Source organism: Streptomyces sp. NPDC041814, assembly GCF_055590565.1.
This window is the reverse complement of the sequence record NZ_JBVJAM010000002.1, coordinates 984613-998746: the sequence shown is the minus strand read 5'-3', so window position 1 is coordinate 998746 and position 14134 is coordinate 984613. Positions and strand designations below refer to the sequence as shown.

The window sequence follows — 14134 nt, the reverse complement described above, 5'->3', positions numbered from 1 at the left end:
CCCCGCGGAGCGGGTACCCCATCGCTTCGCGATGGGAAAGCGAACCGGGTTGCTTCGCAACCCGGCCGAAGCGATGGAAAGCCGCTTCGCGCCTTTCGGATTTCCGCTTCGCTCCAATCCACGGGCCTCCGCTCCGCTCCAGCCCGAACAGCGGGGCGGGTCCGCTTCGCTCCCCCACCCGGTTCCGGCTCCGCCGGAACAGCTGACTACACGATGACGGTGCATCACCGCTGTTCTGTGTAGAATCCCGAGAACACAGCCACCCCCAGGACGTGACACCACATCACCCTGGCCCGAGCGCCGGCCCCTGGTGGCAAGGGTGCGGATTCCGCTGCGCTCCACCCGCACCAGACAGGCCATCACTCGCTTCTAACCCTGGAACGAGATGCCCGAAACTCCTCTGGTGACCACCGACCCGCTAAGATGATGCCCGTGCATCGCCCGCACATGATCCGCATCATGCATCACTGATGTGCTGTGTAGCATCCCGAACAGATCGCCACCTCCTCCAGAGCCTTCGACCCCCCTCTTGGATTCCCGGAGATCCGATATGCCGAGTGCAGATAAATTCACGCTCCGACCTCACCAGATCGAAGCTGTCGATGCTGTCGTGCGTGGGCTTGATATCCCGCCGGGGAAGAAGATTCCGCAGGCCGGTCTACGGGCCACTGTGGTGGCGGCATGCGGCACGGGGAAGACGTTCATCGCCGCGCACTCCGCGCTTCGACTGGCCCGCAACGGGCGGGTCCTGGTCCTCCTGCCGACCCTGGACCTGCTGACGCAGACGGTGCGGGAATGGCGGGCGGCCGGCCACCACGGCCCCGCCGTCGCGGTGTGCTCGCTGGAGGACGACCCGCACCTGTGGGACCTCAAAGTGCGCTCCACGACGAGCGCCCCGCAGCTGGCGCTGTGGCATGGGCGGGGGCCGGTGACCGTGTACGCCACCTACGCCTCTCTGCCTGTCCTGGCGGAGGCGCATGAGGGGACGTACGGGCTTCCCATGGACGTGTTCGACCTAGTGGTCGTCGACGAGGCGCACCGCACCAGTGGCTCGGCGGGGAAGGCGTGGGCCGCGGTTCACGACCAGGACGTCATCCCTGCCATGCGCCGGCTCTACATGACCGCTACGCCCAGGATCTGGAAAGAGCGGCCGCCTCGGCTTTCCTGGGCGGAGCGGCAGGACAGGGCGGGGGTGTTGCGGGACCGGTTGCCGCAGGAGCTGGCCTGCTCGATGGATGATCCCAAGGTGTTCGGTCCGGTCGTCTACGAGCTGTCGCTCGCATCGGCGGTATCCCGCGGCCTGCTGGCGCGGTACCAGATCGTGGTCGTGGAGCTCACCGACCCGGTCGTCACTCCGGCCAGGTTGTCGGGGCCGCAGAAGCGGGACGAGGACGTCCGCGGCGAACGCATGGGCGCGCTCCAGGCCGCGCTGCTGGAGACGATGGCCGAACACGGGCTGCAGACCACCATCACCTTCCACCACCGCACCGTCGAAGCAGCCGCCTTCGCGGTAGGGCTGGGCCGGGTCGCGAAGCGGCTTCACGCGGCGAACTCGGAGCGGTATCCGGAGCGGGTGTGGGCCAACTGGCTGTGCGGAGACCACGAACCCGGCCACCGCCGCCAGGTCCTCGCCGACTTCGGCCGGCGCGCCGGACGCGCCGTGCTCTCCAACTGCCGCGTCCTGGGCGAAGGCGTCGACATCCGCGCCGTCGACTCCGTCGCCCTCCTCGACCCCAAGGGATCAGCCGTCGACATCGTCCAAGCCATCGGACGGGCGCTGCGGCAAAAACCGGGAGAGGGCAAAATGGCGACGCTGATCGTGCCCGTCTTCCTCGCACCGGGTGAAAAGCCGGAAGACATGCTCACCTCCAACTCGTACAGGCCCTTGGTGAAAGTTCTGGAAGGGCTTCGGGCACACGATGAACGTGCTATCGAGCTGCTTGCCATTCCTCAGGAACAGCAGAAGGCGGTCATTGATCCGTCGCCTCAGATCGGCCCTGAGCCGGAGGAGGGACGGGAGGACACGCGGCCGCTGCTGCGGTTCGCCGCCCCCAGGGATCCGGTGGTGATCGCGAAATGGGTGCGGTTCAACGTCATCAGCACCGAACGCCAGGACTGGCAGCGCGGCTACGACGCCGCCCGCCGGTACTTCGAGCGCGAAGGCGACCTGGACGTGCCCTACGAGCACACCGAGGGGGCGTATCCGCTGGGGAGGTGGCTGTCCGATCAACGCCGCTCGTTCCGGGCCGGGACCATGAACGGGGAGCGGGCCGACGAGCTGGAAGAGCTCGGCATGGTGTGGGACACCGCCGACGCTGCCTTCGAAGAGAATCTCGCCGCCGCCCGCGCCTACTTCAAGGAGGCCGGCACCTTGGCCGCGCCCCGGCACGCCACCGCCCTCGACCGGCATGTCGGGCAATGGCTCACCAACCTCCGCCGGCCAGGCGGACTCGGGAAGGACACCGGTCGGGCGCAGCGGCGGGCGGAGCAGCTCGCCGCGATCGATCCGGACTGGAACCCGCGGCTCCTCGGATGGACCGTGGACTGGCAACGCTGCTACGTCGGCCTGCACGCCCTCCTGAACGCCGGGAACACGCTGGAGGACGTCCAGCCCGGAGTCACCTACCGGGGCGACGACATCGGCCGCTGGGCCACCCGACAGACACGGGACTGGGCGCAGCTCAACGCGGAACAGCGGCGGCGACTGGAGGAGCTGGGAGTGCGGCCACGGGCGGCTGTACGAGCGCAGAAGGCCCCCGCGCGGGGTGCGGCGAAGACTGGGGCCGGGAAGGGCTCCGAAGCCTTCCAACGGGGTGTACAGGCCCTGCAGCAGTACATCGCACGGGAAGGAAAGACCACGGTCGGGCGGCAGCATGTCGAAGAGCTGCCGGACGGGACGTCGGTGCGCCTGGGCGTATTTCTCAGCAACCACAAGTGCCGGCGCGACCGACTGAGCGACGACCAACTCACCACCCTCGCCAACCTCGGACTCGACTGGGCGGCATAGCACTTCGATGAGCTGTACCAGTGGCGGCGAGATGCTGTCTGGATTGATGGAGGTAGTCAGCTGTCGAGAGCTGCGGGGCAGGGCCTGCTGACCTTGGCCGACCGTGATGCTCATACCTCGGTTGGTCGGACCATGACGCTCATCATGCCGGAAAGGGGTGCGGCAGCGGAGCGGACAGTGCTCGCTTCTCAGTCACCCCTTCCCGCATTATCGCTCACGAGTACGAATGCCGGATGCCGGGAACTTCCGGGCAACGCCCGGCAGCGAGGAAGGGGCTATGTAGGCCATTCACGCGACAGGGGCTGCTAGCGTCATATGCCCATCTAAGCCTAAAAGCACGCCGGTTCTTCTGCCCGTCTCAGGGGGTGTGAGTCAGCGTGCACACGATCGAGGAGACACGGTGGCTTCCGTCAGACGCATGCCCGAACGCACAATTGCCTTCTTCGAAGTCGTGGCAAGCGCGTCCGGTGAACAGGTGCGGGTTCCTCCCATGGACTGGGACAGTGCCTTGCGTGACCTGGCCACGGCCAGTCTGCAGGACCGGTTGGTTGCCAAGGAGATCACCCTCGTGGGGTCGGTGGCCACCGTGCGCCAGCAGGACCACCTGTTGCTGCATCGGGTCAAAGACGCCACAGAGTGGCTAAGCGTGATGGACTGGAACACAGGACAGTGGCAGGAGCTAGAGCAGAACGCCATCCGAGGCTTCGTGGACACCTCCGCGATCTGCTTTCTACCGTTCGGGAACGTAGTGGGTCTCATGCAGGGCTCCGTGTCGGCCCCCTCGCACAAGGGCCTGGAGACCTGGCTCAACGAACTGCACATGTTTCCCGACACCCGGCTGACCGTCCGGCCTGTGCTCTCGAAGGCAGAGGTAGAACGGCTGGGGACCGCCCAGGGGGCGTCCCGGATCGAAATCCGTATCGGTAGCCATAAGGCCTCCGCTCTGCGAGACCGCAACGGCCGACTGGCCCGCTTCCTGCGGCAGGCGCAAGAAGCGTACGGAGACATCAACGTCACGATGATCATCAGTGTGCCGCGGGGGCGTGCACGGGACGGCGATCGTCAGGCCCTCCTGGACGATCTGCGAGACATCGCACCGGTGGCCCCCGACGCTGCTGCCCGTGCCCAGGCCAGGCTGGTGTTCGCGGAAGCGGACGGCGTCGAGCGCAGCCGTCTGGTGGAGCTGACCGAACACCACATCACCGCCAAGCGGCGCGTCTCTGCGGTCGACGACGACGGCAACTCCATCCGGATCTTGTCAGCGGTGGATGCAATCCTTGATGTAGCGGCCGAGCACGAAAGTGAGCTGCGGGCGGCTGTGGGGGCTGACTTGGGCTGACATGCGATAGGGGGCGATGCGTGAACGTTCGGGAGTCTCTCGTCGACCGGTGGTCGGAAGCCGTCTGGTGGGACTACGTGATCGCCCTTGTGCTGGTATCGGCGCATGTAGCAGTCGTACGCCTCTGGGGGGTCGGCGACTGGCTGTCTTGGATTGATTCGGAACAGCGAGTCTCCCTATACGGGACCGCCGCCGGCGTTGTCTCCGCCGTCGGCGGGTTGAGCTCGATCGCAATCTCCATCTACCTGTCCAGCAACGGCGAACGGATCCAGGCGGTACGTCGGCACTACCAGAGCGAGCTACGCCGCAACTGGAAGGCCCTGCTCGTGGCAACCGCCCTCATCTGCATGGGCTGCCTGGCCGCACAAGGCCTGGACGACAAGACGGACTCGCACTCGGCACGCTACGTCTTCGAAGCCTCGATGGCGTTGGCATTCGTGCGCTTCCTACGAATGCTGTGGCTCCTCGACCGAATGATGGGCCTCAACGACCTCGATCAGAGCGACCCTCCAGCACGCCCGGCCCCCCGGTACAACCCTGGCTGGCGTCAACGGAACGGGTCCCCATAACGAGTCGCCTGGGAGCCACAGGCGCAAGAACGTCACACGGCGAGACAGAGGTCCCAGGTCAGTACGAACGTGAGGGGGGTCCGTAATCGGGCGGTGGCCACCCCTTCTTGTACGCATCAATCGTGCGCCGGGTATGAGGCGGCGGGTGAGGGCAACCCTGCATGAGGTCGGGCTCTCGCATGGCCCAGGACAGGGCGTAGTGGGCGGGGCTGAAGGGCCAGATCGTTTTCGGCGGCTTCGCCGGCGCCGAGCGCTTGCGCCGCTTGGGGCGGGGCGGCTGGGGAGGGCGCAGCTTGCAGTTCTCGGCGAAGTCCGTCAGGTAGGGCAGGCCTGTACTGCCCAGCGGGTCGGTGAACAGTGCGCCGCCGGTTCCGGCGGCAAGCCGCCATGTGAAGGCGGCGGCCAGCAGCAGGGGGCGTGCCCAGGCGGGGACGTGGTGGGTCATGCAGCCCTGGCGTAGTCCGTCGTCGTGGAGGGTGAGGGTGGAGGCGTCCGGAGCGAGGTCGCGGAGGTGGGCGGTGGCCAGTTGCGTGACGGAGGCTGCGGTGAAGACGGCGGTGGCCAGCTCGGCAGCCAGGTGAGGGTGGGCGGTGGCGCGGTGCAGTCGGTGGGCGACCTCGGCCTCGGTGAGGGCCGGCAGGACGGGTGCGAAGAAGTCACGGTCTTCGGCCATGGGCGCCTTGCACTGGCAGGGGCGGGTGGCGGAGTCGAAAGCGCTGAGCGTGGTCAGGGCGGGCAGGTTGAGCCACCGGTTGGCCAACGGCCTGCGCGTGGCGGGCTTTGGTGGCGTGGTGGTGGGCGGTTGTGCCGCGGGCAGGAGGGCGGCCGCCTCCGCGACATGGTGGGCAACGCCGGCCAGGGCTCGCTCGACGGACGCGGGAGCGTGGCGTGTGTGGCAGACCAGAGCCAGTCGGCAACCGGTGCGGTGGCGCAGCTGCAGCAATGCCTTGAGGCGGTGAGGGGTGAGGAAGTGGGCGCGCAGGAGCATCAGGTGGCTGGTGCTGGTGGCGAGGATCCAGGCCGCCGCCAGGGTCCAGGCGGGGGCTGTGTCGAGCTGGCGGTAGCCGGGTACGGGTACGGGCTTGTCCAGGGTGGCGAGGATGTCGTAGGCCAGGGTGAGACTGGAGTCGGTGCCGGGTGTGGGGTGGACGGTGAGCCTTCCGGCTTCGGGGGCGTGTACGGCCAGGGCGGCGCGGGTGTGGACCAGGTCGTCGCCGGGGTCGAGGATGACGGTGACCGGGGGCGGGTTGTCGCAGCTGAGCATGGTCAGACCGGCTGCCGGGTGGAGAGTTTGCTGTAGGCCCAGCGCAGCAGTTCCTCATCCACGCTGGTGCGGCCGGTCTCCTTCAGGCCGGTTACCAGGTGGTGGGTGATCTTCGCCCAGGCCCGGAAGTTTCCGTGCGCGGCCTCCTGGTCGCAGACCGCGATCAGGTCGGGGTCCGCCTTGGCCCATACGGGGTGGAAGGCGGGGACGACGGTAAGGACCTCGTCCAGGGGCATGCGGCCGATCTCCTGCCAGGCATAGACCCGGGATTCGAGCATCGGCTCGCTCTGCAGCATCTCGAAGCAGCCATTGCCGCCAGTGAAGATGATGGTGAGGTCGGAGGCGGTGTCGTCCCAGAGGTAGCGCAGGTACTCGAAGCACAGTTTGGACAGCCACTGCGCCTCGTCACAGACCAGAACCCGCGGCTCCTCCAGCGCTCCGCGCAGCATGCGGTCGAACTCGATCGCATGCGCCGGCGGACGGCCCGGCAGGCCCAGGGCGTGGAACAGCTCGTGGCGCAGGTCCCGGGTGGAAGGGCGGGCCCGGAACTGGATCCGGCGCGCCAGTGACGGCGCGAGCTCACGCAAGGAGGCATTGACCGCGAAGGACTTGCCGTTGCCGGCCTGTCCGTAGATGCAGATCATCGCCTTTGCCTCGATCGCGGCACGGATGTTCTCCCGCGCCGTGAGCAAGGCCCGCGTAGAGACGATCTGGGCGCCAGGCAAACGCATGAAGTGATCATCACGCTCCCCAGGCAGACGCCCCTTGCGTTCAGCGGTAGCCATCCGAATGTCACTCCTCGTGCGAAACGGCGGCGGTGCCGGTTGCGTCATCCGGCGCCGGCGGGGGCGGCACGGTATCCGGGCGGGGCAGGCCGGCAAAGGCGGGGCGGGGACGAGTCCAGCCTGTGGGAGGGTCCCGGGGCGGGATCAGGTCCGGCAGCGCTCGGGCCGCCAGATCGGCCGCCTGCGCGGAGGCGATCTCCGCCCGGGCCTGCTGCCCGGTGACCGTCCGCCGCGGACGGGGAACATCCGGTGTAGTGGTGGCCGTGTAGCGGGTACGACGCAGCTTCTCCGCCGCCTTCAAGTCGGCCTTCAACGCGCGGGCCTTCTTCTCCCTGACCGAGCTGAGCGCTCTGCGCTGCTCGAGCGTCGCCTCCTCAGCCAGGTACGCGGTCCCCCAATGGCGGTCTGGATGCTCGGCCGCGAAGACCTCGATCTGACCGTCGTAGTGCGGCAGATACCGCAGCCGCACGCGTGTACCGACATGACCAACCATCCACGGCGCGATGTAGAACCGGCGCCGCCACCTCACCCCGCTCGTCGAAACCTTCCGCACCCTGCCGTCGTCCTCCAGGGCGAAGAACGCCAACTGCTCCTCGGGCACGTCCTCCACCGAGGTCGGATCCGCTTCCCACGCCGCCATCGGAGTCAGCCCCGACGCAAGGCCCGAGGGCCGGTGACCGGTGTTCCACCAACGCACCCAGCCCAGCAGCGCTGCGACGAAGTCCGCGAAGGAAAGCAGCTCGCTCACCTCGTCGGGGCGCTGAACACCCACAGGCCGGGCGCGGCGGGTGTACCCCGGAAGCGAGACCAGGAACATTTCCTCCACCGCGCTGTTCAGCGCCTCGATGGTGCCCTTGCGATACGGCGTATACGCCGGAAGGTCCTCCACCGGCACCGCGAAACCGCCCAACGCACGCGCGACCGTACGGCAAAGGAACTCCTTGCCCCGGTCCACCCGCACCCTGCCGGGCAGACCACCGAACGGCCCGTAAGGATCGGCGCGGCTGATCCCCGTCCGCAACGCCGCCAGCACCGCGTCACGCGCCGGCTCATGGGGAGTGACCGCCACCCCCACGATCACCTTCGTCGCCACATCGACGAACCACGTCACCCACGGGCACACTGCCTGCCCCTCGACGTCCACCCGCACCGGGACCCGCTTGTGATCACCCTCCCAGCAGGCATTCCGATACACCGGCGGCCGCTTCCCGAACACGTCATGCCGCCGACGGCCTGCCTCGCCCGACCGCAGCCCCGCCCGCTCCCCTGGCGACAGATCCCGCCCTACAGCACGATGCAGAACCGACAAAGACGGAACCGGCTCCGGTGGAGAGGCCTTCGCTGCACGGGCGACAAGCTCACGGTGTACCGCAGAGACATTCCCACCCCACAACGCCAGAAGGTCCCGGATCTCCCGCGTCACAGTGAACTGCGGACGCGGACGCGGCCCTGTCCTGCCTTCACGACGCGCCACCGACAGCCAGTTCCAAACTGTCCGCTCCGAGACACCCGCTACCGACGCCACCAACCGCACATGCGCTGTACTCAGCTCACCCCGACCCTGCAGAACAAGCAGCCGACCCACAGCGACCTCACGGCTCACACCAGCCGGAACCAACGCACCACCAGAGCCAGAACCCTCCTCTGTGTCCACCCGGCCACCCCTTCTGACACGCCACCCGTCAGACACAGCCTGGCTCCGCCACAGCACACGCGAACAGACACGCGGCACGACGTCACTCCAAGAAGTGACATCCACGCGATACAGACACATCCCAGAGCCCTGAACCGCTATAGGCCCGGCACCAGGACCACTCACACTTCAGCGGCACTCTTCAGTGCCAAACCCGCGCGATGCCTTCAGCAAACGACCAACCAACCCACCACCACCAGGCATAACCCAGCACTGAAAACAAAACACCGACCACTGAAAACCAAATGCCAACCATCAGAAGGGGGAAACTCCGAGCGGGTAAACATGGGTACTTGGCAGAATTCGGTGTGTGGGAACAGCACCAGCAGACATCGCGGCAACACCTCGTATCCCAGGTCCTACTCAAAGAGTTCACCTTGTACTTCGCCTCAGCCCAGCGTGTGCTGTCTTTGGGCCCCAAGGGCGTCATGCTCAGCGTCCGCCAGTCCTTCGTAGACCGCCTCAACGCTGTGCAGGTCCGCCCCCCTGCTACGTCTACACACGCCCCGAGAGCGGTTGGAGTCGTTCGAAGAACGCCGGAAAGCGCCGACCAGCCGAGGACCGCTCCACGTGACAGGCGGTCATCATCGCTGTGTCTCTGTGGGAAGGGGGCGCATCGACGGCCCGGGGCACGGACGATCTCGCGGCACCTGGGAGCGGTCGAGTCAGCGGAGGGCCGCCCGGCTGCGGTCCAGCACACCGCTGGCCACGAACCATCGCAGACCCGGAAAACCGGACTCCTGTACGTCGACGATACCCGGCTCCGCCGGTCCATAAGCCCTCGAGGAGACGACGTGATCCCCCGCAGCAGGCCTGTCATCAACGAAGCCGACATCGCCGCACGTGTCGGCGTCCCCTTGGCCACCTGGCGCCGGCGTGAGGCCCCCGCTTTCCGGGAACGCGTCCCTAGCCTTCTGCCCGACAGCCGGAACCTTCTCTACGACCTCGCCCAGACCGAGGCCTACCTCGCAGACCGGCCCATCCCACACCTACCTGCGGACGAGCACCCCGAGGACCTGCTGACCGACAAGGAGACCGCCGCGCTCCTCGGGATCAGCACTTCCACCGTCCGCTCCTACGCCGCCCACGGATACCTCTCCCCCGGCACCACCCGCTACGGCGCCCGCCTGTGGACCCGCCGCGAGGTCCACGACCGCCGCGACAACGCCCCCGGCCGCGGCAAAGGCGGCGGCCGACGCGCCGGCGAGCCCCAGGGCCCCCGCAAAGCGCACGCGTACGAAGACGACCCGCGCCTCACCATCGCCGCCCAGGCCCTCACCGACGCGGCCGCCGACACCCCCAAGCACCGCATCGCCACCAGCCTCGCGGAACTCCACGGCCACACCCCACGCACCTGGGAACGGCTCCTGACCACCGCCGCGGCTACCCAGCACACGAACGACGCCAACCAGACCTGACGCGAGGCCCGGCGAGGCCCGGTGCCGGAAGATGAGGTACTACTGCACGATGTTGGTGCCGTGCCAGGCGAAGCTCCCGGGTCTGCTCCTGTGGGGTGTGTTTTCGGTAGGCCGGTGCCCCTTGCCACCCGCTTCGGCGGATCGGGGCACCGGCCGCTCTCATGCCCGGGCAGGCACGTACACGGCCGTCGTGGCCTTGGACGTTCGGCTGAGCCGAACCAACTCCTCCGCAGCCGGCCGCCGCGGGAAGGGGGAGGAACAGAAGGTCTCTTCCCCTTCAGGGAAGAGGTGTCGCCAAGAGGAAAGGCTGACCCAAGGCCCCTGATCTGCAGCGAAAGACCTCCTTGGATTTTCCACAGGCAACTGGTTGAGCAACCCCGATCGCAACAAGCATTCGGCTCCCTGCACCTCCACCAGCAAGGCAACCGTTTGAGCAACCGGCCGCCGCACGGCTACGCCGGCGCGGTCAGCGCTTCGTCCTGCTTCATCGGGTCGGGGGTGATCAGAGGTGTACGCGGACCGCGGCTCGTCTGGCAGGACATGAGCAGCGCCGGCCGCCGCCCTGGTGCCCTGGCCGCCCAACGAGGAGAGCGCTCGCATCGGCAGTGAGAAGGGCATCCGCTGGGGCGGATGCCCGATGAAAGTCGCGTGAAGCTACTGACGGCACCGGCAACACTGACTCCATGACCGTTGATCGTGAAGGCCTTCGGGCCAGCTGGAAGCAGACCCGTGGCCACCTCGACGCCGCCCGGGCCCACCTCACGGGCCTGCCTGACATCGATCTCTCAGCAACGTTGGAATTCCTGGAGCACAACGAGCTGGGACTCGCCTTCGACTGCCTGATCGATCTCGGTAACGACCTCGACTTGCCCCTCAGCTTCTGGCGGCACCTGGACCGAGCAGCCCGTGAGATGCAGCTCTACAGTGACGCGCTCCGCACGCCCCACCTCACATCCGCCGACTTCTGCCGCCGTCACCTCGCCGCTGCCTCCGTGAACAGGAGCGACCCGCCAACCCGACGAATCTTCCCTGTCACAGCACCAGGCGCTCATAGGCGATGGCGTGGTTGCGTGAGCCAAGGTCACGCCCGACGTGGCGTCACATACGCGGACGCGGACGCTGACCAGGTTCACCTTGGGTGCCACGCCGAAGACCGTGCCGCCCACAGAACACGGCACGGACAACGTCACCGCGCACGGCCGAAAGCGTCACGCACGGGTGAGTTCTGTCCCCGCCGCTGCGCGCCAGCACCCCGTACGACATGATGGCGGTGGCCCACGCACCACTACTCCTTCGAACAGCACTGGGCCACGAGTAGAAGGACACCGTAATGGCTCACGTCTCACCCGAGCAGAGAAATCTGCTGATGCTGTGCGCGCTGCACCACGGCAGCGCGACCCTCGACTGGCACGTCATCGCACGCGCCTGCCAGTCCGAAGCAGGGCTGGAAGCCCTCCTTAACGGAGACATCCCCGAGGACTCCACCGCCGCCCGCAAGTCGCTGTCCGTACTGCGCGCCGCCCTCACCGACGACCAGGAGCACGCCAGCGCCCGGGTCGCCTCCGAGCTGGAAACCGCCCAGAAGGCCGGGGCCCGGCTCGTCACGGTCCTCGACCCCGAGTATCCGGCGAACCTCCGGCTCGTTCCGAACCTTCCCCCCTTCCTCTTCTACCTGGGCGCCCTTGAGCAGCGTGACGCCCGCTCGCTCGCCGTGGTCGGCACGCGCGGTGCGTCCGAGGACGGCCTGCGGCGTGCCGCCCGCATGACGCGGGGCCTGGTTGAGCATGGCGTGGTGATCTTCAGCGGCCTCGCCAAGGGCATCGACACCGCCGCGCACACCGCGACCCTGGAAGCCGGCGGCCGGACCGTTGCGGTCATGGGCACGGGGATCGCCCACAAGGTGTACCCCGCCGAGAACAAGCCGCTCGCGCAGAAGATCGTCGCCTCTGGCGGCGCGATCCTGTCGCAGTTCTGGCCAAGCAGCCCTCCGGCCCGCTGGACGTTCCCCCGCAGGAACGTCGTCACCTCCGGCGCGAGCATGGGCTCCGTCGTCATCGAGGCGTCCAGCACCTCGGGAGCGAAGATGCAGGCCAGGATCGCCGCCGAGCACGGCAAGCAGGTCTTCCTCCTGAAGTCGCTCGCCGCGAGCCAGCCGTGGGCGGCGAAGATGATCGCCGACCGGCGCGCCGTAGAGGTCGGCGAACTCGACGACGTACTCGAACGACTCGGTACCCCGGAGCGGGTACAGCAGGCCAGCCAGCAGCGTATTCAGCTCGCGCTGGCGGGCCTGTGACTGGCCTGGAACTTCCCGCCCCGAGCGGCTTCCCGCTGTGCCAGCGCTGCCCCTACCGCATCAACGGCACCCCGAAAATCTGCTCCGACTGCGCGGGCAGGACGCTGAGGCCGATCCCGGACGATCACTGTCCCGTCTGCTCGCAGGCCCTCCAGCCCGGCATCGCGTGCATCAACAGCCTCTGCGGATGGTCCCGCGGCAAGGGCCGGTTCAAGCGCAGCATCGCCCGCATCGACGCCGTCGCCCAGTACACCAGCCCCTTCAGCTCGAACCTGCGCGGCTTCAAGGAGACCGCCGGCAATGGGCACTGGGCCCTGATCTTCGGTCGCCTCCTGGTGGGCTGGATGGACACCCACCAGGAGGCGGTGCACAACATCGACATGATCATCGGCAACCCGACCCACGCGACCCGGCAACCGTTACAGCACATCGAGGCCATCATGGCCGCCGCCTACACCGAGGACATCCTGCGCCGGTGGCCACTCCCGCAACCCGACAAGCCACCGCTGACCAAAACGAAGCCCACGCCCACCTCCAAGGACCGGGGCTTCTCCGGCAAGGAGGAGGCCGCGTGGGAGCACGCCATGGCGCTCCAGCGCAGCAAGGAAGCCGACTTCACCGGCAAGCGCATCCTCCTGGTCGACGACGTGTGTACCACCGGGCTCCAGCTCAACTACCTCGCCTACCGCCTCCTCGCCGCGGGAGCCGACGAGGTACGGGGCCTGGTTCTGGCCCGCGTGCCCTGGCGCAGCCCGGCCTGAGCAGGAGCATCGTCAGAGAAACGATCCCGCGGCCGCTCCAGGCTGTAGCCCGAGGGCGCCGACGAAGCCGCCGGGCAGGCTGAGGACCGGGAGGACGCCACGCGGCGATGGCTCGCCGCCCAGGACCACGAGAACTTCATCGTTCAGACGGCCACCGCTCACCCGACCAAGCTGAACCAGCCCCTTCACCCGCTGATCCATCAGCAAACCTGCCGCCTACCCGCGGAAAGTCCAAAGGCGCGTCAGTGGCATCCGAAACGGGAGGGCGCCTGTCGGTGGAGCAGCGTGAGTGCAGGTCTCAGGTCCGAGGTTCGCTCCGCTGGTCCACGAAGCCGGTTTCGATGTCGCCACGGAAGGTGAGGGCTTCTTCGCCGACGCCGAGGGCATCGAGCAGGAGGGCGAGGGCCGCATCGACATCGGTCTGGGCGCGGCCAACCCAGACGAAGACATCGGGGCAAGGGTTGCCCTCCAGTCGGCTGAGCGCAAAGTCGATCTTCTGGATGCGGAACATCGCCGCATCCACCGCCCCCAGGTCCTCCCAACCCCGTTCGATGTCCAACCGAAGCCGCGCGGCCAGAACGTCCAGCGACGGCGACAAACCGGCAACCAGCCGGAAGGAACTCGCCGCGTACTCCCACATGCTGGCCTGAAAGGCCGGGTTTCGCTTCCCGCCCTGATACGCAGGCGCGCGTTCCCAGCCCGGCACTGGCCCAGGAACCTCGACCTCGGCCAATGCGCCCTCCCCATCCCGCCGCTGAACTGTGACCCCTCACTCTAGAAGCTCAGCTCCTGACGTCACGGCTGTCCAGGACGGTCTTCTCTGGCCCCGGGGGGGGACGGCTTCGTCTGACCACACAGCGGAACGGTTTGAAGTGCGCCCCACTGGCTGCCGGCCCGCACGGCGGAGTACGGGCTCCGCATTCCACCGCGATCGCCCGGATGGAGTGAAGGAGCGTACGTGGAGCGCCGCCAACGCTTACCGACGAGCCTTTTGGCGGACTGGTA

At 67.7% G+C, this 14134-nt stretch carries 11 protein-coding genes; 7 read left to right on the top strand and 4 right to left on the bottom strand.

The features are described 5' to 3' along the window. Positions 1 to 550: 550 nt before the first annotated feature. From ACZ6C6_RS09755 to ACZ6C6_RS09745, 3 genes are all read left to right on the top strand, one after another. Positions 551 to 3007, top strand: coding sequence for a helicase associated domain-containing protein (locus ACZ6C6_RS09755; RefSeq protein WP_469200827.1), 2457 nt, complete (start codon positions 551 to 553; stop codon positions 3005 to 3007). Positions 3008 to 3425: 418 nt separating this feature from the next. Continuing rightward, a complete protein-coding gene (locus tag ACZ6C6_RS09750) occupies positions 3426 to 4346 on the top strand; it encodes a hypothetical protein (RefSeq protein WP_469200825.1) in 921 nt (306 codons plus the stop codon). A 20-nt stretch (positions 4347 to 4366) separates the two neighbouring features. After that, positions 4367 to 4915 (top strand): hypothetical protein, encoded by a 549-nt coding sequence (locus ACZ6C6_RS09745; RefSeq protein WP_469200823.1) that lies wholly within the window; start codon positions 4367 to 4369, stop codon positions 4913 to 4915. Between the two features lie 58 nt (positions 4916 to 4973). Here ACZ6C6_RS09745 and ACZ6C6_RS09740 read toward each other — a convergent pair whose 3' ends face one another. From ACZ6C6_RS09740 to ACZ6C6_RS09730, 3 genes are read right to left on the bottom strand one after another with little or no spacing between them, the layout of a single operon-like run. Next, positions 4974 to 6179: a hypothetical protein gene (locus ACZ6C6_RS09740; RefSeq protein ID WP_469200822.1), complete on the bottom strand. Its 1206-nt coding sequence runs from the start codon at positions 6177 to 6179 to the stop codon at positions 4974 to 4976. A gap of 2 nt (positions 6180 to 6181) precedes the next feature. Further along, positions 6182 to 6964 carry an AAA family ATPase gene (locus ACZ6C6_RS09735; RefSeq protein WP_469200820.1) on the bottom strand — a complete coding sequence of 261 codons (783 nt, stop codon included), beginning with the start codon at positions 6962 to 6964 and terminating at the stop codon, positions 6182 to 6184. 7 nt (positions 6965 to 6971) lie between these two features. After that, positions 6972 to 8549 carry a transposase gene (locus ACZ6C6_RS09730; protein ID WP_469200884.1) on the bottom strand — a complete coding sequence of 526 codons (1578 nt, stop codon included), beginning with the start codon at positions 8547 to 8549 and terminating at the stop codon, positions 6972 to 6974. A 902-nt stretch (positions 8550 to 9451) separates the two neighbouring features. Here ACZ6C6_RS09730 and ACZ6C6_RS09725 point away from each other — a divergent pair. The 4 genes from ACZ6C6_RS09725 to ACZ6C6_RS09710 all read left to right on the top strand — a co-directional run bounded on the left by ACZ6C6_RS09725 (position 9452) and on the right by ACZ6C6_RS09710 (position 13129). After that, entirely contained in the window at positions 9452 to 10075 is a 624-nt protein-coding gene (locus ACZ6C6_RS09725; protein ID WP_469200818.1) for a MerR family transcriptional regulator, read from the top strand. Positions 10076 to 10758: 683 nt separating this feature from the next. After that, positions 10759 to 11340, top strand: coding sequence for a MafI family immunity protein (locus ACZ6C6_RS09720; RefSeq protein WP_469200816.1), 582 nt, complete (start codon positions 10759 to 10761; stop codon positions 11338 to 11340). 65 nt (positions 11341 to 11405) lie between these two features. Continuing rightward, complete coding sequence (locus ACZ6C6_RS09715) at positions 11406 to 12368, top strand: DNA-processing protein DprA (protein ID WP_469200814.1); 963 nt, start codon at positions 11406 to 11408, stop codon at positions 12366 to 12368. Then, complete coding sequence (locus tag ACZ6C6_RS09710) at positions 12365 to 13129, top strand: ComF family protein (protein ID WP_469200812.1); 765 nt, start codon at positions 12365 to 12367, stop codon at positions 13127 to 13129. The genes ACZ6C6_RS09715 and ACZ6C6_RS09710 overlap by 4 nt, the downstream gene beginning before the upstream one ends. A 298-nt stretch (positions 13130 to 13427) precedes the next feature. Here the strand turns inward: ACZ6C6_RS09710 and ACZ6C6_RS09705 are convergent, their stop codons facing one another. Further along, a complete protein-coding gene (locus tag ACZ6C6_RS09705) occupies positions 13428 to 13862 on the bottom strand; it encodes a hypothetical protein (RefSeq protein ID WP_469200810.1) in 435 nt (144 codons plus the stop codon). Positions 13863 to 14134 lie beyond the last annotated feature (272 nt).